This is a genomic window from Streptomyces sp. NPDC088707 (assembly GCF_044752725.1).
Classification (GTDB): Bacteria; Actinomycetota; Actinomycetes; order Streptomycetales; family Streptomycetaceae; genus Streptomyces.
On record NZ_JBIVLV010000006.1, the window covers coordinates 369,662 to 392,189 of the forward strand.

17 protein-coding genes and 3 tRNA genes are annotated in these 22,528 nt (G+C 73.0%); 7 read left to right on the plus strand and 13 right to left on the minus strand.

Annotated elements, in window-relative coordinates:
• Positions 1-35: 35 nt before the first annotated feature.
• The 3 genes from ACIP84_RS20640 (at position 36) to ACIP84_RS20650 (ending at position 1,330) form a co-directional block, all read left to right on the plus strand.
• The gene (locus ACIP84_RS20640; RefSeq protein ID WP_030324811.1) at positions 36-392 is read left to right on the plus strand and encodes a hypothetical protein; all 357 of its coding nucleotides are present in this window, start codon (positions 36-38) and stop codon (positions 390-392) included.
• 247 nt (positions 393-639) lie between these two features.
• A complete protein-coding gene (locus ACIP84_RS20645) occupies positions 640-1,266 on the plus strand; it encodes a bifunctional DNA primase/polymerase (protein ID WP_355958044.1) in 627 nt (208 codons plus the stop codon).
• A tRNA-Lys gene (locus ACIP84_RS20650) sits at positions 1,257-1,330 on the plus strand. The genes ACIP84_RS20645 and ACIP84_RS20650 overlap by 10 nt, the downstream gene beginning before the upstream one ends.
• Before the next feature lie 83 nt (positions 1,331-1,413).
• Here ACIP84_RS20650 and ACIP84_RS20655 read toward each other — a convergent pair.
• The gene (locus ACIP84_RS20655) at positions 1,414-2,694 is read right to left on the minus strand and encodes a M6 family metalloprotease domain-containing protein (protein WP_401799204.1); all 1,281 of its coding nucleotides are present in this window, start codon (positions 2,692-2,694) and stop codon (positions 1,414-1,416) included.
• A 326-nt stretch (positions 2,695-3,020) separates the two neighbouring features.
• Here ACIP84_RS20655 and ACIP84_RS20660 point away from each other — a divergent pair, with 326 nt between their 5' ends.
• Complete coding sequence (locus ACIP84_RS20660; RefSeq protein WP_401799206.1) at positions 3,021-4,967, plus strand: putative bifunctional diguanylate cyclase/phosphodiesterase; 1,947 nt, start codon at positions 3,021-3,023, stop codon at positions 4,965-4,967.
• A gap of 123 nt (positions 4,968-5,090) precedes the next feature.
• Here the strand turns inward: ACIP84_RS20660 and ACIP84_RS20665 are convergent, their stop codons facing one another.
• Together ACIP84_RS20665 and ACIP84_RS20670 are read right to left on the minus strand one after the other, a co-directional pair.
• Positions 5,091-6,809, minus strand: coding sequence for a glycosyl hydrolase family 18 protein (locus ACIP84_RS20665; RefSeq protein ID WP_401799208.1), 1,719 nt, complete (start codon positions 6,807-6,809; stop codon positions 5,091-5,093).
• Positions 6,810-7,106: 297 nt separating this feature from the next.
• Entirely contained in the window at positions 7,107-8,180 is a 1,074-nt protein-coding gene (locus ACIP84_RS20670) for an LLM class flavin-dependent oxidoreductase (RefSeq protein ID WP_401799210.1), read from the minus strand.
• A gap of 433 nt (positions 8,181-8,613) precedes the next feature.
• Between ACIP84_RS20670 and ACIP84_RS20675 the strand changes: the two genes are divergently transcribed.
• Both ACIP84_RS20675 and ACIP84_RS20680 read left to right on the plus strand, forming a co-directional pair.
• Positions 8,614-9,372 carry an IclR family transcriptional regulator C-terminal domain-containing protein gene (locus ACIP84_RS20675; protein ID WP_355958050.1) on the plus strand — a complete coding sequence of 253 codons (759 nt, stop codon included), beginning with the start codon at positions 8,614-8,616 and terminating at the stop codon, positions 9,370-9,372.
• Positions 9,373-9,499: 127 nt separating this feature from the next.
• Positions 9,500-9,573 (plus strand) — tRNA-Lys (locus ACIP84_RS20680).
• A gap of 73 nt (positions 9,574-9,646) precedes the next feature.
• On the opposite strand, the gene ACIP84_RS20685 is transcribed toward ACIP84_RS20680, so the two are convergent.
• The 6 genes from ACIP84_RS20685 to ACIP84_RS20710 all read right to left on the minus strand — a co-directional run bounded on the left by ACIP84_RS20685 (position 9,647) and on the right by ACIP84_RS20710 (position 18,190).
• Positions 9,647-10,309 (minus strand): response regulator transcription factor, encoded by a 663-nt coding sequence (locus ACIP84_RS20685; protein ID WP_355958051.1) that lies wholly within the window; start codon positions 10,307-10,309, stop codon positions 9,647-9,649.
• Complete coding sequence (locus tag ACIP84_RS20690; RefSeq protein WP_401799212.1) at positions 10,240-11,544, minus strand: sensor domain-containing protein; 1,305 nt, start codon at positions 11,542-11,544, stop codon at positions 10,240-10,242. Before ACIP84_RS20690 ends, ACIP84_RS20685 begins: the two co-directional genes overlap by 70 nt.
• A 206-nt stretch (positions 11,545-11,750) precedes the next feature.
• Entirely contained in the window at positions 11,751-13,445 is a 1,695-nt protein-coding gene (locus ACIP84_RS20695; RefSeq protein ID WP_401799214.1) for an AMP-binding protein, read from the minus strand.
• Between the two features lie 92 nt (positions 13,446-13,537).
• Positions 13,538-14,131: a lytic polysaccharide monooxygenase gene (locus tag ACIP84_RS20700; RefSeq protein ID WP_319309538.1), complete on the minus strand. Its 594-nt coding sequence runs from the start codon at positions 14,129-14,131 to the stop codon at positions 13,538-13,540.
• Between the two features lie 128 nt (positions 14,132-14,259).
• Positions 14,260-15,945 carry an SPFH domain-containing protein gene (locus ACIP84_RS20705; RefSeq protein ID WP_401799216.1) on the minus strand — a complete coding sequence of 562 codons (1,686 nt, stop codon included), beginning with the start codon at positions 15,943-15,945 and terminating at the stop codon, positions 14,260-14,262.
• An 847-nt stretch (positions 15,946-16,792) separates the two neighbouring features.
• The gene (locus ACIP84_RS20710) at positions 16,793-18,190 is read right to left on the minus strand and encodes a peptidoglycan-binding protein (protein WP_401799218.1); all 1,398 of its coding nucleotides are present in this window, start codon (positions 18,188-18,190) and stop codon (positions 16,793-16,795) included.
• A 184-nt stretch (positions 18,191-18,374) separates the two neighbouring features.
• Between ACIP84_RS20710 and ACIP84_RS20715 the strand changes: the two genes are divergently transcribed.
• Positions 18,375-18,448 (plus strand) — tRNA-Lys (locus ACIP84_RS20715).
• 573 nt (positions 18,449-19,021) lie between these two features.
• Here ACIP84_RS20715 and ACIP84_RS20720 read toward each other — a convergent pair.
• The 4 genes from ACIP84_RS20720 to ACIP84_RS20735 all read right to left on the minus strand — a co-directional run bounded on the left by ACIP84_RS20720 (position 19,022) and on the right by ACIP84_RS20735 (position 22,504).
• Positions 19,022-19,696, minus strand: coding sequence for a class F sortase (locus ACIP84_RS20720; RefSeq protein ID WP_401799220.1), 675 nt, complete (start codon positions 19,694-19,696; stop codon positions 19,022-19,024).
• Positions 19,693-20,379, minus strand: a complete 687-nt coding sequence (locus ACIP84_RS20725; RefSeq protein WP_401799222.1) for a PT domain-containing protein — start codon at positions 20,377-20,379, stop codon at positions 19,693-19,695. The genes ACIP84_RS20720 and ACIP84_RS20725 overlap by 4 nt, the downstream gene beginning before the upstream one ends.
• Positions 20,380-20,452: 73 nt before the next feature.
• On the minus strand, positions 20,453-21,232 hold the full coding sequence (locus tag ACIP84_RS20730; RefSeq protein ID WP_355958063.1) for an HAD-IIA family hydrolase: 780 nt from the start codon (positions 21,230-21,232) through the stop codon (positions 20,453-20,455).
• A gap of 213 nt (positions 21,233-21,445) precedes the next feature.
• The gene (locus ACIP84_RS20735) at positions 21,446-22,504 is read right to left on the minus strand and encodes a 2-aminoethylphosphonate ABC transporter substrate-binding protein (protein ID WP_401799224.1); all 1,059 of its coding nucleotides are present in this window, start codon (positions 22,502-22,504) and stop codon (positions 21,446-21,448) included.
• Between the last annotated feature and the right edge of the window lie 24 nt (positions 22,505-22,528).

Consider the following 22,528-nt stretch of genomic DNA (forward strand, 5'->3'; position numbering starts at 1 on the left):
ACGGCGTGACCGTGAGCGTGAAGAGGAGAGCGACGATGGCGGAACCCGCGGAGCGGAGCGGACAGCGGCGGCTCAGGCCGGCACCGCTGGTCTTCGAGCCTGCCGAGGCGACCGCCGACCCGGAGCATTTCTTCGACCTGGAGTCGATAGAGGATCCGCGGGAGCTGCTGTCCCGCGCGACGGAGCTGACGCTGGCGTTCCGCGCGGCGACGGACCGGGCGACCGAGTTCCAGGCGATCGCGGCGGCGCAGCTGGCCGATCCGCGCCGGTTCGACCGTCTGACGCCGGCGGACGTCGCCGAGCGGGCGCAGTGGACCGAGGACTACGCCCGGAAGATGATCGAGTTCGGCCGCGACCTGATCAGGACGAACGGTCGGCCGGCGGAGGACTGAGCACGCGGCGATCTATCGAGCCCCTGGAGGCGCCCGCGGGTCGCCCGGAGGCCCCGCAGGCGCCCGGGGGGCTCCGTCACGCGGAGACCGGGGGTTCCGGTGCGCAGGGACCGGGGGCTCCGGCGCGTGGCCGAAAAAGCACGCCTGGCATATGCCGGGGGTGCACGATACTCCTCGCCCTCCCGCTCTGTCCGGAATTCCGTGAACTCTCGGCGACCGGTCCGTGACAGCCGGTAGACCTGGAGGCATGACGACGTGGACGCGCGACGAGACCGAGCACGACATCTTCCGGTTCCTCCGGGAGGGCGACGAGGGGCGTCACCAGACCGCCCGGGTGACCGCCGACGGCGCCTCCTGGCTCGCCTCCGCCACCGGGAACCGTGAGGCCGCGCTCACCCGCTGGGAGTCCCGGCCGGCCTCCCCGGCGGCGCTGCCCTGCGGGGCCGTCTTCGACGTCGTCAACGTGGACCCGGTGTTCGGGCGCCGCGTGCTGGACCGGCTGTGGGAGGAGGGCCCGGGTTCGGGGCCCGTGGCGGTGCACCGGGGCCGGATGATGCTGTTCACCGCGCCGGGCACGGCCCAGCGGCTGCCGGCCCTGCTGGACTGGGAGGAATGGTGCGACGCCGTCCCCCGGCCGCTCTGTCATGGGATCGGGGACGCGGTGACCGTGCCGCCGCTCGTGCCGTCCGGGCCCACCGGGCCCCGCTGGCTGGTGGCGCCCGACACCCGGAATCCCTGGCTGCCCGGTCCCGAGGTCGTGCTCTGGGCCTGCGTGCGGGCCGTCCGGGCGGCTTCAGCCGCCGACGTGCGGGTATCGATTTTTCCTCCCGCCGATCCGGGTGCTAATGTCTACGACGTCAGCAGGCGCCGCTAGCTCAGTTGGTTAGAGCAGCTGACTCTTAATCAGCGGGTCCGGGGTTCGAGTCCCTGGCGGCGCACAGACAGAAGAAGCCCCTCGCGGAAGCGAGGGGCTTCTTCGTGTTCCGGGTGCGGTCCCGGTCCCGGCCGCCGTCCCGGCCGCTCAGTCGACGGCGGGCGGGGTGATCCTGACCGTCCAGGCACCCGTCCCGGTGCGTTCGGCGACCTCCACCCGTACCCCCGTTCCGGGCACGGTGAGCGTCTCGCCCTCCTCCAGCGGGGCGTCCGCGAGCGGCGGGTAGACGGAGCGGTCCCAGCAGGCCTCGGTGCGCGGGTGCGCGTCGACGACCTCGACGGGGCCGTCGCCGGAGGCCGCGCTGCCCCGGACGCGGTAGACGAGGACGCCCTCGGTGCAGGTCTCGGCGTTGCTCCCGGCGCTGCCCCGGGCCTCGACCGCGAGGACGCTGTCGGGGCCCGTACGGACCACGGCGAGCCGGGTGCCGAGGCTGGCGCCGGGCGCGGGCTGGGCGTCGGTCGGTTCCAGGCTCACCATCCGGGGGCCCGTCCCCTGCACGCAGGCGATCTGGGCGGTGGAGAGCCAGCCGAGCTTCCACTTGTGCCAGCCGAAGAGGTCCGGGGAGAGCCCGAACTGGCTGCCCATGACGTCCCAGTCACCCACATGGGTGTCCCAGTCGCCCTTGCCGTCCGCCGGACGGTGGTAGAGGTCGGGCAGGTCGAAGACGTGCCCGGTCTCGTGGGCCAGGACGTTCCGGTCGGGCGGGTGCCGCTCGAAGACGGTGACGACCCGCTTGATCTCGGTGCCGTCGACCTCCATCGGCTTCTCCAGATTGACGACCTTGGTCGCGTCGGAGTCCACGCCGGGCGCGTCCGGGTCGGCGACCAGGTAGACGATGTCGTACCGGGAGAAGTCGACGCTCGCGTCGGCGGCGCCGATCGCGTCCCTGAGATAGGCGGAGCGCTGTCCGGCGTCCCAGTCACGCCGTATGTCGTACGCGCTCGACTCCTTCGGCATCGGCGTCCAGCCGCGCTCGGGGTGCGGGCGCAGATGGAAGCGCCCGTAGGAGGCGCGAGCGAAGTACTCGCTGGTGGCGGGGAAGTGGTCGGCGGCGAGTTCGGCCGGATCGGTGAGCGGCTCGGAGTCCGGGAACGACAGGAAGATCATGACCGCGTCGAGGGTGCGGTCGGGGCGCGGATACGACCTGTTCCAGGTGTCGAGGCCGAGCGAGTGATGGGCCGCCGTGCGGGGCAGGGCGCAGGGACTCGCCGAGGGGGCGCCGACGGCGGGGCCGGCGACGAGCCCGGTGGCGGCCAGGGCGGCGAACGAGGTGAGGGCCGCCGCGCCGGCGCGGAGCCGCGAGCGGTCCACTCCCCCGGGTGGCTGCTGACCCCTCACGTGGACCTCCGGATCGGGAATGCGGGACACTCCACCCACCTTGTGACGGTTTGCGGCGTTTCGCACGTTTCCGCTGCCCCGGTCGGGTGAGGGCGCGCCACGCGGTCGACGCGACACGAGCGCGCTTCAGCTCACGGAAAGTCACATTCGGTCACATCGTCATCGACCCATGTCAGACCCGCGCAGAAACGATCGGGCGGGGTGTGGCGGTGGGCGGTCTCACAGCGGCTGGCGCTGTCCGGAGGGGCCTCGGAGCTGGAAGGCTCCCCCGTACGGGCTCTATGATCGGCACACTCTTCCTTGGCCGACCGTCCCGACCACATGTGACCGGCCCGACTGCACTACGGGAGCGAGCGGTGAGCGGAACCCCCGAAGGACCGGTGCACCCAGAGCCGCCGGAGACGCGCGCGGCGGAAGCCGCACTCACGGAGCGTCACCCCCCGTACGGAGCCGAGCCGCGCGTCGGCTGCTCCCCCTCCGAACTCCGGGACTACCGCGCCGCGTTCCGCGTCGCCCAGCTCGCGATGGCCGTCATCGACCAGGACGGCGTCGTCGTCGCCGCCAACGACTCCTTCGGCACCCTCATCGGCGCCGCGCCGGAGGCGCTCCGGGAACAGGCCGCCGCCGACCTCGTCGACCTCGCGTCCGACGGGCGCACCTGGCACGCGTACCGCGAGGTGCTGCGCGGCCGGCGCTCCCGCTTCCGCTGCACCCGCCGCCTCAAGCACGCCGACGGGCGCTCGCTGTGGGCCGAGGTCACCGTCGCCCCCGTGCCCGACAGCCGGCGGGTCCTGCTGTCGATCGCGGACATCAGCGACCGGCGCGAGCTCCAGGCACGGCTGCGGCACCTCCAGATGCACGACCCGGTGACCCGACTGCCCAACCGCGCCCTGTTCTTCGAGCGCCTCTCGGCGGCCCTGGAGGCCTCGGCGCAGGACGCGGCGGACCTCGCGAGCGCCGCGGCCATCGCGGGCACCGCGAGCGCCTCGGCCACCGCCGCCGCGACGGGCCCAGGCGAGACGATCAGCTCGTCGTACGAGTCGTACGGGTATGGCAGAACAGGGCGGATCGGTCTCTGCTACCTCGATCTCGACGGCTTCAAGGCCGTCAACGACACCCTCGGCCACCGCGTCGGCGACCGGCTCCTCGCCGCCGTCGCCTCCCGGCTCACGGAGTGCGCGGACAGCGACGGCTACACCCGCAGCGGCGGCCATCTCGTGGCGCGGCTCGGCGGGGACGAGTTCGCGATCCTGGTCGAGGACTCCACTGGCACGGAGCAACTCGCCGATCTGGCGCGGTCGGTGCTGTGCGCGCTCCAGCGGCCCTTCGACCTGGGCGGCCAGCGGCTCTCGGTCTCCGCCTCGATCGGCGTGGTCGAGCGCTCCGGCTCCGGCACGACGGCGACGGCCCTGATGCAGGACGCCGACACCACGCTGTACTGGGCGAAGGCGGACGGCAAGGCCCGCTGGACCCTCTTCGACCCGGAGCGCAACGCGCACCGGATGACCCGGCAGGCGCTCTCCTCCACGCTGCGCCCGGCCGTGGAGCGCGGGGAGTTCGCCCTCGAGTACCAGCCGCTGGTGGATCTGGCGGACGGTGCCGTGCGCGGGGTGGAGGCGCTGGTGCGCTGGAACCACCCGCAGTTCGGTGTCCTTCCGCCGAATCGGTTCGTCGCGATCGCCGAGGAGGACGGCTCCATCGTGGAGCTCGGCCGCTGGGTGCTGCGCACGGCCTGCAGGCAGGCCCGGCAGTGGCAGAAGGACCATCCGCGCGAGCGTCCGATCTTCGTCAGCGTCAACGTGGCGGTGCGTCAGGTCTGGGACTCCGACCTGGTCGCCGACGTGGCCGGCATCCTCGCGGAGACGGGGCTCGCCCCGCACCTGCTCCAGCTGGAGCTCACCGAGTCGGCCGTGATGGGCTCCGCCGGGCGGCCGCTCCAGGCGCTCCAGGCGCTGAGCGACATGGGGGTGCGGATCGCGATCGACGACTTCGGCACCGGCTACTCGAACCTGGCCTATCTGAGCCGGCTGCCGGTCTCCGTGCTCAAGCTGGACGGCTCCTTCGTCCGCGGCTTCCAGGACGAGGAGCACGCCAACCCGGCCGACGAGCTGATCGTCGAGGCGCTGGTGCAGCTCGCGCACCGGCTGGGGCTGACGGTCACCGCCGAGTGCGTGGAGACCTCGGGGCAGGCGAGCCGGCTGCGCAGGATCGGCTGCGACACGGGGCAGGGCTGGCTGTACTCGCGGGCGGTGGCGCCGGATCGCATCGCCGAGCTGATCGGTGTGGAGCCGCTGCCGGTCTGAGGTCCGCGGACCGGAGGCATGGAACTGCCCCCGGCCGGAGGGACATTCCGGGCGGGGGCAGTGGTTCATGCGGGGTTCAGCGGGTCACGTGAGTTCTCCCGGGTCCCGGGTCGGGTCAGGGCCTCAGCAGGCGCCCTGGTCCTTCCAGACACCCCACTCGCCGGTGGTGCCGGGGGCCTCGTTCTGGGTCCACCACTGGGCGAGCCACTTGCGGCCGTTGTGGGAGACGACCGTGCCGCCGGTGTAGACCGTGCCGGCCACGTACGCCGGGACCGAGCCGCAGCCCGTGGGCGGGGTGGTCGGCGGGGTCGTGGGCGGGGTGGTCGGGGGCGTGGTGGGCGGGGTGGTCGGGGGCGTCGTCGGCGGGGTGGTCGGCGGGGTGGTCGGCGGGGTCGTGGTGGAGCCGAGCGCCGTGTTGATCTGCTTCAGCAGGGTGGCGTTCTCGTCCAGGCCGAGGAGCGAGTACATCATCGCGCCGGCCAGGCCGCGCTGCTTGGCGTAGTCCACGCGGGCCTGGATGGAGCGCTGGTTGAGGCCGGTGAAGAACTCGCCGTCCTTGTAGAAGTACGAGGACTTCGCCTGGTCGTCCCAGAAGGTCGTCGCCGCGTTGTCGACGATGCCGCCGAGCTCCTTGTAGTGCGCGATGCCGGCCTGCTGGCTGAGCGGGCGGGCGTTGGAGCCACCGGTCGCGGTGCCCGCGAGGCCGTTGGCGGAGCCGGCCGGGACGCCCTTCCAGCCGCGGTAGTAGAACTCGTAGCCCAGGGTCAGCTTGTTGGCGGGGAAGCCGCCTGCGATGCCGTAGGCGGGCTTGCCGTCGATCCAGGAGTCGATGGCGTTGTCGATCGAGTACTTCTCGGTGCCCGGCGCGATCACGTCGGTCGGGTCGTTCGAGCCGGAGTACAGCGGGGACTGGTGGTACGTCGGCCCGTCGCCGTCCCAGGCGCCGTGCATGTCGTACGTCATGATGTTGGCGTAGTCCAAGTACTGGCCGATCTTGTCGGTCTCGATGTACTTGATCTTGTCCTGGCCGGCCGGGAGGGCCGAGGTCAGCAGGTACTTCTTGCCGCCGTTGGCGGCGCCGTACGCGTCGAGCTGCTTGCGGAACTCGGCGAGGAGCAGCGTGAAGTTCTGCTTGTCCTCGGGGGCGTAGTGGTTGCCCAGGTGGCCGCCGGAGGAGCCGGGGTACTCCCAGTCGATGTCGATGCCGTCGAAGATGCCGGCCGCCGTGCCCGCGCCGCCGAAGCCGCCCTCGACGGGCAGGTTGCCCTTGATGTACTGGTCGATGCAGGAGGAGACGAGCTTCTTGCGGCTCGCGTCCGTCTTCGCCGCGTCGCTGAAGTACTTGGAGTACGTCCAGCCGCCGAGCGAGATGTTGATCTTCAGGTGGGGGTATTTCGCCTTCAGTTCCTTGAACTGGTTGAAGACGCCCACGATCGGCTGGTCCCACTTGTCGGCGACGCCGTCGACGCTGTCCGCCGCGCTGAAGGACTTCTGGTAGTCGGCGTACGAGTCGCCCGCACCGTCACCCGCGTTGGGGTTGTTGTCGTCACCCGCGGCCTTGTTGGCCATGAAACAGGTGAGGTTGGTGGGGTGGATGTTGCCGAACGAGTAGTTGATGACGTCCAGCTGACCCGCGATGCCCCGGGTGTCGAGGTGCTTGGGGTAGAACGCGTTGCCGTAGACGCTCCACTGGTCGTAGTACGCGATGCGCACACCGCCCGCAGCGGCAGTGGTCGTCGATTCGGCCGCCTGGGCGGAGCCGAGGCCGACGGTCGCCGCGAGGGCGCCGGCGGCGAGAGCCGTGCTGAGGAGCGCGGCGATCAAGGGCTTACGGGGGTGCACGTGCGGCCTCCATCGGGGGGAGTGCGGGGGTGGTGCCGTACAGGAGCTGGAGCAGTGATAACCGGCACGTGAACAGTGCGTCAATGGTCTGAACCAGATTGAGGACTAGACCAATTCGAAGAAGAAAGGCCTCGTCAGAGGCGCGCAGCACAAAACGGAACCGCCCGCCACCATCGGTGACGAGCGGTTTAAGGTTCACTTAGGGGTGGAGCGGGGGCCGATCCGTGCAGGAACCAACCGGCCCCGGGGACCAGGGTTTTTACCCGGCCGCCCCCGGCCCGGAACAGGTGCCGCGCCCTACTCCGCCGGGAGCTCGGGGAGTTCGTACGCGTCCGCGATGAGCTCGTAGCTCCGCAGCCGCGCCTCCCCGCCGTGCGCGTTGGCCGTGATCATCAGCTCGTCCGCGCCCGTCCGCTTCCTGAGGTCGTCCAGGCCGGTACGGACCTCGTCGGGGGTGCCGTGGACGATGTTCGCCAGCCAGTCGTTGACGAACTCCCGCTCGGCGGGGCTGAAGTCGTACGCCTCCGCCTCCTCCGGCGTCGGCACCAGACCGGGCCGGCCGGTGCGCAGCCGCAGCATCGCGAGGGCGCCGGAGAGGACCTGGCGACGGGCCTGCGCCGCCTCGTCGGCGGCCAGCGCCGAGACGCCGATCATCGCGTAGGGCGCGTCGAGCACCTCGGAGGGCCGGAAGGACTCCCGGTAGAGGTCGAGCGCGGGGATCGTGTTCCTGGCCGAGAAGTGGTGGGCGAACGCGAAGGGCAGCCCGAGCAGGCCGGCCAGGCGCGCGCTGAAGCCGGACGAGCCGAGCAGCCAGACCGGCGGCCGGCCCTTCGGCCCCTGCACCGGGCCGGGCACCGCGTGGATCCGGGCGTACCGGTGGCCGTCCGGGAAGTCGTCGTCCAGGAAGCGGGTCAGCTCGGCGAGCTGCTCCGGGAAGTCGTCGGCCCCCTCGTTCAGGGTGGCGGTGCGACGCAGCGCGGCGGCCGTGGCCCCGTCGGTGCCGGGCGCGCGCCCGAGACCGAGGTCGATCCGGCCCGGGGCGAAGGCCTCCAGGGTGCCGAACTGCTCGGCGATGACCAGCGGCGCGTGGTTGGGCAGCATGACGCCGCCCGAGCCGAGGCGGATGCGCGTGGTGTGGGCGGCGAGGTGGGCGAGGATCACCGCCGGGGACGAGGAGGCGACGCCGGGCATGGAGTGGTGTTCGGCCACCCAGTGCCGGTGGAAGCCGCGCCGCTCGGCGAGCCTGCTCAGCTCGACGCTGGTGGCGAGGGCCTGGGTCGCGGTCCTGCCGCTGCCGACGGTCACCAGGTCCAGCACGGACAGCGGCACGGGCGCGGAGCCCCGCGCCTCTCCTCGAATAGCGTCGGTCACCTTCGGGACCCTCCTCGGCACACGTACGGACTCATGGACGACGCACGGACCGGCTGAACGACCCGTGGATCGGCGTGGACTCGATGACAACAGGAGGGTGTCTCCGTTTATTCCGGGGGCTCCGCGGGGGCCTTCCGATGGTTCTCGGCCACCGCGAGGGGCCGGAAGGCGACCGGAACGTCCGCCACCGCGTCCGTTTCCCCATAAAAATCTCGCGTTCTCCCAGGGCCGAACGCACACGCGAACCCCCGCACACACGGCCCTGACCTGAGGCTCTCCGGGCCACTCATGACTGCGGCATATGCCAGAGTGGCGCGCCCCAGACCAGGGCCCGGATGCTCCGCATCATTCTCGCCAACAGCCGCCCCGCAAACGGCGCTTGGCGGCTATCGTGGTACGAAAGCTTGCGGTCACAACCTGGTAGGGGGAAACCGTGGCACTGAAGCCCGAGCCCACCGCACCGTTCCACTCGGTGCAATACGCCTTGCGCGTCCTCGAGACGATCTCACGGCACGGTGGCGGAGTGGCGGACGTCCAGATCGCGCGCGAAGCCGGCCTGCCCGTGGCCCACCTCACCTCACTGCTCCTCATGCTCCGGCGTGAGGGGTACGTCGAGCAGGTCGCCGACGGTGCCTACGTGATCGGGGACTCCCTCGTCCTCCTCGGCTCCGGCATGACCCGCCGCGAAGCCCTGGAGGCGAAGCTCCAGGAGACCCTGACCGAGCTGCGCGACTCCGTCGGCGCGGCGGTCTACATCAGCCGGTACATCGACGGCGAGGTGAAGATCACCCAGTTCGCCGACGGTCCGCGCACACCCAAGGTCAACGAGTGGGTCGACTTCCGCTCGGCCGCGCACGCCAGCGCGGTCGGCAAGTGCCTGCTCACCCAGCTCGACCAGAACGGACGCCGGGACCACCTCTCCCGGCACAAGATCGCCCGGCTCACCTCCCGGACGATCACCAGCGAGCGGATCCTCTTCTCCAAGCTGGACAGCCAGCCGCCGACCGTCCCGGTGCTCGACCTCCAGGAGTACGCGGTGGGCACGGTCTGCGCGGCCGTTCCGCTGACGGCCGGCTCCGCCGTGGGCTGCCTGGCCCTCTCCCTGCCGATCGAGCACGCCCACCGGCTGCGCTCGGCGGCGGACACGCTGAACCGGCGGGCGGCGCCGGTGGTCATGGCACTGGCGATCTGAGACACCCCGGGCCCCGGTGAGCCGAGGAATCCGCGGCATCCGGGGCATTCGGGGGTCCCTGCGGCGCGGTGCCGCGGGGTGGTCATGAGCACCCCGCGGGACCAGGTAGTATTTTCTCTGTCAGCAGGCGCCGCTAGCTCAGTTGGTTAGAGCAGCTGACTCTTAATCAGCGGGTCCGGGGTTCGAGTCCCTGGCGGCGCACAGACGGAAGAAGCCCCTCGCGGAAGCGGGGGGCTTCTTCGTGTGCGAGGGGGCTTCCTCGTGTGCGGCTCGGCTAGGCCCTGAGGTAGGTGAGGACGGCGAGGACCCGGCGGTGGGTGTCCTCGGCCGGCGGCAGATCCAGCTTCGCCAGGATGTTGCCGATGTGCTTGCCGACGGCGGCCTCGGTCACCACCAGGCGGCGGGCGATCGCACCGTTCGAACGGCCCTCCGCGACCAGACCCAGGACCTCGCGCTCACGCGGGGTCAGCGCCTCCAGCGGATCGCGGTGCCGGCGGAGCAGCTGCCGTACGACCTCGGGGTCGACGACCGTCCCGCCGTCCGCGACCCGGGCGAGCGCGTCGAGGAACTCCTCCACCTGGCCGACCCGGTCCTTGAGCAGATAGCCGACGCCGGTGCCGTCGCCCGCGTCCAGCAGATCGGCGGCGTAGCTGCGCTGCACGTACTGGCTGAGGACGAGGACCGGCAGGGCGGGGCGCTCGGCGCGGAGCGCGACGGCGGCGCGCAGCCCCTCGTCCTGGAAACCGGGCGGCATCCGGACGTCGGTCACCACGATGTCCGGGTCATGGGCGGCGACCGCCGCGCGCAGCGCCTCGGCGTCCCCGACGGCGGCGACGACCTCGTGGCCGAAACGGGCCAGGAGACCGATCAGTCCCTCCCGGAGGAGGACGCTGTCCTCGGCGAGGACGACGCGGAGCGTTCGCTCAGTGCGGGGCATGGGATCTCCACTCGGAGGAGGGTCGGCCCGCCCGGCGGGCTCATGATCGTCAGTGTGCCATCGAGGACGGCGATCCGGTCGGCCAGGCCGGTGAGACCGGTGCCCGCGGCCGGGTCGGCGGCGCCGCGCCCGTCGTCCTCGACGTCGATCCGGAGGACACCGCCGGTGTGCCGGGCGGTGATCGAGGCCCGGCTCGCCCCGCTGTGCTTGCCGAGGTTGGCGAGGGCCTCGCAGCCGGCGAAGTAGCCGGCGCTCTCGACGGACTCCGGCAGCCGGGGCAGGTCGACGTCCGTGGCGACGGGCACGGCCGACCGGTCGGCGGCGTCGGCGAGGGCCGCACCGAGGCCGTAGTCGGCGAGGACCTGCGGATGGATTCCGTGGATCAGCTCGCGCAGCTCGGTGAGGACCTGCCCGGCCTCCGCGTGCGCCTTCGCCAGCTGGTCGGCGAGCGGGCCGCCCGGCGGGGCGTCGAGCCGGGCGAGCCCGAGGGTCATCGTGAGGGCGACGAGCCGCTGCTGGGCTCCGTCGTGCAGATCGCGCTCGATCCGGCGCCGCTCGGCCTCGAAGGCGTCGACGAGCCGGGCGCGGGAGGCGATGACCTCGCCGATCGCGCCCGGCTGCGCGGATTCGCGGGGGGTGAGCAGGGCGCGGACGAGGGCGGCGCGGGCACCGGCGACGGCGGCGAGCGGGTAGGCGAGGGCGACGAGGAGCAGGGCACCGAGGAGGGCGGCGGCGAAGGCCTCCGGGTAGGAGGTCACCAGGTACGCCTTGACGACCTTGGCCTCCTGGCCGTCCACGGCCAGCTGGACCGGTGCGCCGAGGAGCAGGACGGGCAGGCCGACGCCGACGGCGACGGCGAGGAGGTCGAGCGGCCACAGGACGGTGGCGAGGAGCAGGGCGTACGCGAACTCCCGCCAGGTCGCCTGCTCCCCCGCCCGGAGCCGGAGCCAGGCGGCGAGGCCGGGGGTGGTGGGGACGCGGTGCGGATCGGGGGCGGGGTCGAGGTCGACGAGGCGCAGGCGGCGGCGCTCGATGCCGCCGAGGGCGAGCCCGGAGAGGAGCAGCGGGGGCAGTCCGACGAGCAGGACGGAGAACAGCCCGAGCAGCACGAACACGGCGCAGACGACGCCCCCGAGGAGCGCGCCGGTCGCCAGGTACGCGACGGATCGCCAGGGCCAGGGCCCGAGCGGGAACCGGGGCCGGGTGAGCGCCTGCCAAGGGGTACGGGGGTCCATGCGGCCTCACGTTAGGCCCGTCGGCCGGGTCGGGGCGATGGGGCTGAGGGGTGGGGCGGGGGTGGGGCTGGGCCTACCCCCGCGACCGCCGTCACCCCGGCGCCTGTCGCCCGCCGCCCGCACCTGGCACCTGACACCTGGCGAGGGCGACGGCGACGGCGACGGCGACGGCGGATCGCCTCGCGGGTCCCGGCCGTGGCAGGGTCCTAGGAGTTTGGCTCCCGGCCCTGGCGCGCGTACTCCGCCCGGAGCGCCGCCGTGGCCACGGGCGTCAGGGGCTCGTACGGGGCGCCCGGTGCCGGGCGCCACCAGACCGGGTCCTCGCAGAGGAAGGACTCACGGCGGAGGACCACCCGGTGGACCTTGTTCGTGGCCGTGAGGGGGAGTTCGGACATCACCCGGACGAAGCGGGGCGGCATCTTCGTCCCCAGGTCCTGCTGCGCCGCGAGGAAGCCCGTGAACTCCGCCGGGTCGAAGACCGCCCCCTCGCGCAGCGCCAGCGCCGCCATCACCTGGTCCCCCGCCACCGGGTCGGGTATCGCGTAGACCGCGACCCCCGCGGCCCGGTCCCAGCGGGCCAGGATGTGTTCGATCATCGCCGCCGCCAGGTTCTCGCTGTCGACCCGCAGCCGGTCGTCCGTACGGCCCGCGAAGTAGAGGTAGCCGTCCGCGTCCCGGTAGAAGAGGTCGCCCGTCCAGTACCAGCCTCCCCCGGAGACTTCGGCCCGGTGGTGTCCCCGGCGCAGCCGAGCGGCCTCCGCCTCCGGATTGCGCCAGTACCCCTCGAAGGTGCTGCGGCCCCGGTTGACGAGCTCCCCGACCGCCTCGGCGGCGTTGAGGAGCCGGCCCGTGGGAGAGAAGCGGGCCGCCTCGCACTCCCGGCCCGTCTCCGCGTCCACCACCACCAGGTCGTCGGTCGGTGCCGCCCGGCCCACCGCGCCCGCCGGCGTGTCCGGCGTCCACTGGATCGACGCGCCTCCCTCCGAGGAGCCGTACCCCTCCACGAGCGGCACCCCGAAGCGCTCCCGGAAGCGCACCGCGTCCACCGCTCCCGCCTCCGTGCCGAAGCCGAGGCGGAGCCGGTGCGCGTGGTCCTCGGGGGTGGGCGGGGTCGCCAGGAGGTACTGCACCGCCCGGCCGACATAGGTGAAGTAGGTCGCCTCGAAGGCTCGTACGTCCGAGAGGAAGCGGCTGGCCGAGAAGCGGGCCCGTAGCGCCACCCCCGCCCCGGCGACCAGCGCCGGGGCCCAGTCCGCGATCACCGCGTTCCCGTGGAACATCGGCATGCAGATGTAGTGGACGTCGTCCCGGCCGACGGAGAAGTGCGCCCCGAGCGAGGCTCCGGCCGCCGCCAGCCGGCCCTGGCTGCAGAGCGCCGCCTTCGGCGCGCCCGTCGAACCGGACGTGAAGGAGAGCAGGAAGCGGCTGTCGGGGCGTACGGGGCCGAGGCGCGCGTCGCCCGGGCGGGCGGACCCGTACGGGGCGAGGAGTTCCCGGTACGCGGCGGTGTCCGTGACCAGGATCCGCACGCCGGGCAGCGGGAGGCCGTCGAGGAGCGGCAGATGGGCGCGCTGGGTGACCAGGACCCGGCACGCGGTGTGCCGGATGTCCCGGGCGAGTTCGGCGCCGCGCCGGGTGGGGTTGATCCCGGCGACGGCGGCCCCCGCGAGGGCCGCCGCGCTGAGCCAGAGCGGGTACTCCGGCGTGTTGTCGAGCAGGATGCCGAGGTGCGGCTCGCCCCCCGGCAGGGGTGGCATCAGGTCCACGAGGAGCGCGGCCCGCGCGGCGGCGCCGGCGGCGACCTGGTGGTGGGTGAGGGTGTGGTGCTCGTCCCTCAGCCCGATCCGGTGGTCGCCCCACTGGCGCCGTACGAGTTCCGCGACGGTGTCCGCACCCCTCATGGCCCGGACTGTAACTGACGATCCATCAGAACTGAACGGACGGGAACGGCCGCTCGGTGACCGTCAGGAACGGCCACCGAGCCGCCCCGGCGTCAGAACCTGACGTCCGAGCACGCGTAGAACGCGTTCGAGGTGTCCGCGATCGTCCACACCGCCAGGATCAGATGGCGGCCCGTCTTGCCCGCCGGGATCGTCCCGGAGTGCGAGAGGGTCGCCGGCGGCTGCTGGTTGTTGTAGGGGACGGTCAGGAACGGCTGGGGGTCCAGCATGGCCCGGGTGAGCTTCTGGGTCCCGTTCCAGCCGTTCTTGGTGATGTAGTACTTGAAGTCGGTGGTGGCGTGCCGGGCCGTGAACTGCCAGCGGAAGCTGTAGCTCTGCCCCGACGTGAGCTGCGTCGTGGGCCACGCACCGCCCCGCGGGTCGTCCAGCTGGGCGAACTGCGTGAGCCCGGCGGAACAGATCTTGCCGTCGGCGGGACCGGCGGCGGGGAAGCCCTTGGGGCCCTCGACCGACTGGGGCTCCCACTGTATGGAGCCGCAGTTGGTCACGGTGCCGTTGGCGCAGAGCTTCTGACGGCTGATCGGTGAGTCGGTGTAGCCGTGGCTGCCGGCGCTACCGGTGGCGAAGAGGGTGACGCCGGCGACGCCGAGCGCCACCACCGCCGCCCCGACTGACTTTTTGCGCATGCTTCGCTCCAGGAGAACGTGGGGGAGTTCCGTTGGGCCGTGCGCGCACGCGTGCGGTGGTACGTCGTACCGATTTTGGTCTGGACCAAGTACCAAGGTATGGACGGAAGTTGAACATGTCCATCCCTTCACGCCCCCTCTACAGGACCCGTCCGACCCGTGTAGAACGCCACCGTCAGGTCCTTGACCAGCGCCTTGCGCTCGTAGTCGTCGAGCTCCACCAGACCACGACTGGTCAGCCGGTGGACCACGTCGTCCACCGCGTCCACCACCGAGGTCAGCACGCTGTCCCGGTGCTTCGCGTCGATCGCCGCGATCCGGCGCCGGCGCATCGCCGCCGCCACGTCCGGCGCGTACTCGATCCGCGTGGGCTGCGCCGAGAACACGTCCACACCGACCGGCGCACACTCCGCCGACAGCATCCGCGTCAGCGCCTCGCCGACGGCCTCCGCGTCCCGGAGCGTGGGGGCGTCCTCATGGAAGGCGTCCGCCGGAAGCTGCGACAGCACCCGGGCCATGGCCGCCTCCACCTGCTCCCGCAGATAGTCCTCGTGCCCGTCGACGCCGAGCGCCGCCCGGACGGTGTCCCGCACCCGCCACACCACGAGCACGGTGACGTCGAGCGCGGTGCCCTTGGCGTCCACCGCCGACAGCGGCTCACTGCGCCAGTGCCGGAGCCGTACGTCGACACGGCGCCGCAGCAGGAGCGGGCTGACCCAGACCAGACCGGTCCGGCGGACCGTGCCGCGGTAGTCGCCGAACAGGGTCAGCACCCAGGCGTAGCCGACCCGGCCCCGGCCGAGCCCGCCGAGCGCGAACAGGGCGAGGACCACACCGAGCGCGAGGAGCGCCCACTGGCCGAGATGGATGCCGTGGTACGGGCGTTCCGGCAGCCGCAGCATCCGGGACGCCTCCTCGGGCACCGCCCCGGCCCACCACACGACCGCCGCGCACGCGGCGAGCGCGAGCGCCCCGCCGACCACCCCGACCCACCCGGGCAGCACCGGTCCGGGGCGCTCGACGAGAGCCGGGTCGGCGGTGGGGGCGGGCCGGGAGGCGGAGGCCTGGGCGGTGGCGTGGGCGGTGGCGTGGGCCGAGGTGGCGGCGGGGGCCTTGCCGGCCTGCGTCCTGGAGCGGGACGTGGGCTCCGCCTTGGGCCGCGCGTCGAGCCGCGCGTCGAGTTCCGCCTTCGCCGGCGACTTCGGCTTCGCCGGCGACTTCGGCTTCGCCGGCGACTTCGGCTTCTGCTGGGACGCGGCCCGGCCCGCGGATCTGGTCCCGGCGGCGTCCGCCCGGGGATGCTCCGGGTCCTGGGTCTGGAGCTTCGACGGGCCGGGGATGGCGGGACCCGTGCCCGTCCTGGACAGGGTGGGCGCGGCCATGGCGACGGTGTCGGGACCGCCGTCGTCCTCGCCGGCCGCGAAGGGCACGGCGTCCCCCGGCTGGTCGCGGAAGAGGAGGTGCACCGGGATCGAGCCGGTGGTCTCGGCCCCGATCACGTTCTTCCGCCGCGCGACCCGCACGACGGCGGCGACGGGCACGGCGACGGCACCCACACCGGCCCCGGCGATCCGCCCGAAGTCGGGTGTGGCGGCGCGCTCGGCGGGACGGCCGGGCCTGGGTTCGGCACCGGAGGCGGCGGTCGGCCCGGCGGCCAAGGCGGGGTTCGCGGCCGGGACCGGCGAAGGACCACCGGAACGCACGGTGACGGCGGGCTTGAAGGGGGAGGTCGAGGCGGGGCGGGCGTGCTTGCCCGCGCCGGACGGCGTGGTGCCGGGGTAGGCGGGCGGGACGGGTTGGACCCGGGTGATCACCGGGGCGGCTCCCGGGGCGGCGGGCTCCCCCGTCGCCGTACCGGAAGCGGACGTGCCCGGGGGCGTGGAGCCGACGGGGGTCGCGGACTCGACCGGGGGCGCGGACCCGACCGGAGGCGCGGACCCGACCGGAGGCGTGGAGCCGACCGGGCGGACCGGCAAGGGGCCGGACGCCCTGGCGCCGTCACCCGGCGACGCACCGGCCGACCCCGTGCCGTGGCCCGACGCCGTACCGTCCGGGCCGGTCGGAGCGGCCGGGGCGGTCGGAGCGGAGGCGAGGGCGGTCGGAGCGGTCGGAGCGGGGGTGACGGCGGTCGGACCCGGCGGGGCTTCCGGCCGCGTCGCCGCCTCCGTCGCGCCACCGCCTCTCGCGCCCGGCTCGGGCCACACCGGAACCCTGCCCCGCGAAGTCCCCGGTTCCCCGTCGGCCGGGGCCGACGGCGCGGGCTCGCCCGCCGCCGGGTTCTCCGGCGCGGGACGCGACCCGCCGGGCGCTCCCTCCGAGGACGCGCCCGGCGCGACGCCCGGCGTGCCCCCCGGCGCGACGCCCGACGTGACGCCTGCTCGCGCAGGCGCGACGTCCGGGGCGGCGGACGTCGGCGCGCCGCCCTCCGCCGGTGCGCCCTCCCGCGGCTCACCCGGCTCCCTCGACTGCTCCGGCTCCCCCGGCGTCTCCCGGCGGGTCGGCGGGGTGCCCGGGGGTGCGCCCTGGGGAGGGGACGTACGCGGGAGGGTGCCGTCCGTCAGGCGGCGGGCCGTGCGGGCCGCGTCACGTGAGGCCGCCGCGCCGGAATCCGCGGGGTTCGGGGTCGATGCCGTCATTCGGGTCCACCTCATGCTCTCGGGGTCATCGGAACAAGCGCCGCCAGGTCTCCGGGCCCGGGTAGCCGTCGGCCGCTGCGCCGCGCCAGCCCTGTGCCCGCTGGAACGCCTCGACGTTGCGGCGGTCCGCCTCCGTCCAGCGCGGACCGGGTCCCGACAGGTAGTGCTTGCCGAAGCCCCGCTTCACCAGTTGTTTGCCCAGCTTCTCCACATATGCGTTGGATTGGCCCGGACGGAAGGAGCCACGCCCGGGAAATGCCGTCGCATTCGAACTCGACCCGCTCGCACCACTCGAACCGCCGATGCTCCTGCCCCCGCCGGTCACGAGGAGCTTCCAGGTCTCCGGGCCGGGCAGGCCGTCCGCCTCCTTGCCCTTCCAGCCCTGCGCCAGCTGGAACGCCTGGGTCGCGCGCCGGTCCGCCTCGCCCCACTTCGGGCCGGGCCCCTTGCTGTAGTACCGCTTGCCGCCGCGGTCGACGAGGAGCCGGCCGAGCTGGGCGATGTAGGCGTTGTCGGCGCCGGTGCCGAACATCGCGATGCCGGGGTAGGGCGTCGCCGTCGAGGTCGCCCCGCCCGTGGCGCCGCCGGTGCTGCCGCCGCTGATCACGCCCTTGTAGCGGTAGGCCACGTACCGGTTGGAGTTCTCCCAGTACGCCATCGGCGTCGCCTGCTTCCGCGTGCGCGGCTTGGTCTGCTCGTACGCGACGTAGGAGGTGTGGGTGTAGTCCGTCCAGCCGCCGAAGATCGTGACGTGCGAGCCGCGCGTCGGGTTGGCGGGGTTGTGGAAGAGCAGGATGTCGCCGGGCTGGAGTTCGGTGCGGTCGACGCGGTCGGCGAAGCGGTCGAGGCTGCCGGTCCACTCGTTGCTGCGGAGGTTCCAGGCCATCGAGATGTAGCCGGAGCAGTCCTGGCGGTAGCCGTCCGTCCAGTACTTCTCCATGGAGTACGGGACCTGGGCGGTCACCCACAGCTTCGCGCGGTTGATGATCTCGGTCCGGCTCGCCTTCCGGAGGGTGCCGGTCGAGACCTGACTGGACGTCGGGTTCGCGTTCGGGGAGGGCTGCCCGCCGGGGCCCGGTGCTCCGTGCAGCGGACCCCGGCCGCCCTGAGGGGTGTCGGGCTCGGGAAAGGCGGGGCGGGCGGCCCACGCGGCGGCGTCGGTCTCGACGGCCGGCTCCGCGAGGTCCGCCGGGGTGAACGGCACGGAGGGCGGCGGGAGGGCGGTCGCCACGGCGGCCCCGCCGCCGCCGAGGGCCACGCCCGCGGCCGTCACCAGGACCAGGGCGCGGCGCGCGCCGTGCGCCGCCGGATGCCCGCCCGCCCGGACCGGCAGACCAAGCGCGAGGTCGCGCCGCTGCCGGGCACACCCCGGGCAGCCGCAGTCGGCCGCGGGTTCGAACTCCTCGAAGACCGGCACGCTCATGCGATTCCCCTCCACACTCGTCAAGATCTTTTGACCCTTGGTTTCGGGCGTCAGTGTCTCAACTGTCTGGACAAATCGCATTTTGACGGATCGAAGGCCTGATAAGACCATCCGACAGGCCGGAGGTGACCGTAATTGGTCAGGAGCACACCCGGGCGTCGGGTAGAGTTCTCTCTGTCAGCAGGCGCCGCTAGCTCAGTTGGTTAGAGCAGCTGACTCTTAATCAGCGGGTCCGGGGTTCGAGTCCCTGGCGGCGCACGCAGAGTCAAGACCCCCTCACCGATGGTGAGGGGGTCTTGGTCGTTCTCGGCCATGCTCCGGTCGGCGAACTGCCGGGCGTGGCGGGCCGGTTCCCGGGGGTACGGGGAGGGCCTGCCGCGCGAGTGCCACGCGGGGCGGCGGGCGGGGCGGGCGGGCCGGGAGCGTGGAGCCGACTCGCGGCGCGCGGTCGTGAGCATCGTGACACGACGACCCTCTGGGCCGGGCGGCGCAGGGCCTCTACAGTGTCCGCAGCCTCGACCTCCCGCGGCGGCACCGGGCCCCTCCCGCGTCCGAGAGCCCTGCGGTGGAGGACCGGCCCGGTCGGCGGCGGCCGCGGGACGATCGCCGCCGACCGGGGCCAGGTCCGGGGGCCGCGCGGCGGGGCTGCGCCCGCGCTGCGGGCAGCCGGGCCCGCCGGTACGGTGCGCCCCCGTCACCTCTGCGTGGCCCCGCCCCCCGTCACCTCGGCGTGGCCCCCAACCCCCTGCCCCGCGCGGGCGCGCGCCTGCCCCGCCACACGGGCCGCGCCTTCCCGGCCGGGGCCGGGTGGGTGTCCGCGGCGGCGGGCGGTCAGGGGGTGGTGGCTGCTGTCAGGTAGGCCGAGACCACCACGTTGGCCGTGTACGTGTTCGCCCCGCGGTCGAAGGTGCCCCCGCACGTGATGAGGCGGAGCTCCGCCCGGTGCGGGTCCCGCGCCCCGTAGACCTTGCTCGCGTCGAAGGACTCCCGCGGGTAGACCTGAACGTCGTCCACCGTGAATTCGGCGACCGATCCGTCCGTACGGGTGATGCGGACCTTCGCGCCGGGGCGGGCCGCGCTCAGGCCGTAGAAGACCGCCGGCCGGGTCTCGGTGTCGACGTGGCCGACGAGGAGGGCCGGGCCCGCGGCGCCCGGCCGGGTGCCGGCGCCGAACCAGCCGACCGTGTGCGGCATCTCGTACGGCGGTGGATCGATCGCCCCCGTGCTGTCCAGGCCTCGCGCCACGACGGGCGCGGCGATGCCGAGGGACGGGATCTCGACCCGCCGGGGCGCGACGGGCGCGAGCGGGTCCCGCGCCGGGGGCAGCGGGACACCGAGCGGCCGGCCGACGGCGGCGATGTCCCCGGTGGTCGGCGCGGAGCTGCCCCCGGGGCCCTCGGCGACCTCGCGGCCCCAGAGCCAGAGCCCGAGCAGGAGCAGCGCCCAGGCCACGCCGGTGACGAGTCGCCCGGTGCCCGCCGGGCGGGAGCCGGACGGCGCGGTCACTCCGTACCCGACCCCGAGCCCGTACCCGCACCGCGTCGGCGGGAGCTGCGGAAGGCGACCGCCACGGCGGCGACGGCCGCGAGGCCGAGTCCGAGCAGGGTGTACGGGGTGCCGAGGCCGCTCTCGCTGGTGGTCTGGGCGACGCCGGGGGCGGCGGGGGCGGCGAAGGCGGCCGTGCCGCCACCACCCGCGCGGACCGGGGCGACCGGGCTCGCGTGGTGGGTCGGCTCGTGGGTCGGCCTGTAGGTCGGCTCGTGGGTCGGCCTGTGAGTCGGCTCGTGGGTCGGCTCGTGGGTCGGCTTGCGGGTCGGCTCGTGCGTGGGCTTCTGGCGCTCGACGCGCACGGTGCCGACGTCCGGGTGATCGTGGCCGTCGCAGGTCACGCTGACCTTGTACGTGCCGTTCTCGAGCCGGGTCTTGATCGTGGTGTCGCCGAACAGCGGCGCGCGACCGCCGTCCCGGCCGGTGAGTGCGGCTTCGGCGACGAACGCCGGGGACCTGGCCGCACCCGTCGTGCCCTTGCAGCCCTGGACGCGGACGTCGACGTCGGCGCCGGGCGAGGCGGTGGACGGGGTGACGGTGACCTTCACCCCGTCGTGGGCGTACGCGCTGCCGGCCGTGGGTGCCAGTACGAGTACGAGGGCCGCCCCTGCGGCACGGAGAGCAATGGAACCTGAACGCATCGTGACCTCCTGATACTGGCAGGGTCACCCGGATCGGGGCTTCTCGCATCCGCAGGGGGGCCGGCGGCGGCCGCTACACCCGGTCGACGATGTCCGCGATGGACTTCACGATCGTGGACGGCCGGTACGGGAAGCGGTCGATCTCGGCCTCGCCGGTCAGCCCCGTGAGGACCAGGAAGGTCTGCATGCCCGCCTCCAGGCCCGCCAGGATGTCGGTGTCCATCCGGTCGCCGATCATGGCGCTCGTCTCGGAGTGGGCGCCGATGGCGTTCAGGCCGGTGCGCATCATGAGCGGGTTCGGCTTGCCGGCGAAGTACGGCTCCTTGCCGGTGGCCTTCGTGATGAGCGCGGCGACGGAGCCGGTGGCCGGCAGCGGTCCTTCGAGGGAGGGGCCGGTCTCGTCGGGGTTGGTGCAGATGAAGCGGGCGCCGGCGTTGATGAGCCGGACGGCCTTGGTCATCGCCTCGAAGGAGTACGTACGGGTCTCGCCGAGCACCACGTAGTCCGGGTCGTGGTCGGTGAGGACGTAGCCGATGTCGTGCAGTGCGGTGGTCAGACCGGCCTCCCCGATGACGTACGCGGTGCCGCCGGGCCGCTGGTCGTCGAGGAACTTGGCGGTGGCGAGGGCCGAGGTCCAGATGTTCTCGACGGGGACCTCCAGGCCCATCCGGGCGAGGCGGGCGTGCAGGTCGCGAGCCGTGTAGATCGAGTTGTTGGTGAGGACCAGGAAAGGCCTCCCGGTCTCCCGCAGCTTCCTGATGAACGCGTCGGCGCCGGGGATCGGCACGCCCTCGTGGATGAGGACGCCGTCCATGTCGGTCAGCCAGGATTCGATCGGCTTGCGCTCTGCCATGGGTGCGGGACTCCTGCCGTGCATACGAGCGGTGTGCTGGGGGCGCCGCGACAGCGCTGTGGCGACGCCCCCAGCCTAGGCCCTGCCCGCCCGCGCAGGGCCTGTGTCGGGAGCCGTCACCTTGACCCCGGCGATCACCGGCGACGGCCTCGGTGGCACCGGCGGCGGCGAGCACGGTGCGTCGGGGGCTTTCCAGGGGCGTGCGGTGGACTCTCAGCTTCCGGTCGCGGACTTCCACGCGTCGACGTACGTCTTGAGGTTCTTGTCGATGTCCGCCCAGTCCGGCGCGAACACCTCGACGCCCTCCATCAGCCTGGCCAGTTCGATGGCATTGGCGTCGGTCGCCTTGACGTCCTTGCGGGCCGGGAAGCCGCCGCCGACCGCGCTGACCTCGCGCTGGGCGCCCTCGGTCAGCAGGAAGTCGAGGAGCTTCTTGCCGTTCTCGGTGTGCGGGGCCTTGTCCACCAGGCCGGCCGCGTACGGCAGGGCGAAGGTGGTGGGCCTGCCCGCGCCCTTGGCGGGGAACCATATGCCGAGGTTCGGCATGGACTTGGACTGGGCGAAGTTCATCTGCACATCGCCGTTGGCGACGAGGAGTTCGCCCTTGTCCACCTTGGGGGCGAGCTTGGAGGTGGAGGAGGACGGGCCGACGTTGTTGGCCTGGAGCCTCTTCAGGTACTCCATGGCCGGCTCCTGGCCGCCGAAGTCGTGCATCGCCTTGATGAGGACGGCGGTGCCGTCTCCCGCGACGCCCGGGGTGGAGTACTGGATCTTGTTCTTGAACCTGCCGTCGAGCAGCTCCTCCCAGGACGTGGGGGCCGCGGGGAGCTCCTTCTTGTTGTGGATGAAGCCGAAGTAGTTGTCGACGACCGAGGTCCAGGTGCCGTCGCTCGCCTTGCCGCCGCCGCCGACCTGGTCGGCGCCCTGCGGCGTGTACTTCTGGAGGAGGCCCTTGGAGCCGGCCTGCTGGATGAAGGGCGGCAGGGTGACGATGACGTCGGCCTGGGTGTTGCTCTTCTCGCGGAGGGCACGCTGCACCATCTCCCCGGAGCCGCCCTCCACGTACCTGACCTTGACGCCGGTCTTCTTCTCGAAGTCGGCGAAGACCTTGTCGTACCAGCCGTCGCCCGCCTCGCCCTTGAGGCCGTCGGCGCTGTAGACGGTGACGATCTTCTCGTCGGATGCGGCGGTGGAACCACCGCAGGCGGTGAGGCCCGCGGCGAGGACGAGGGAGCCGGTGACGGCGGCGATCGGCTTGGCGTATGTACGCATGACGTCGTTCTCTCCTGAGGATCT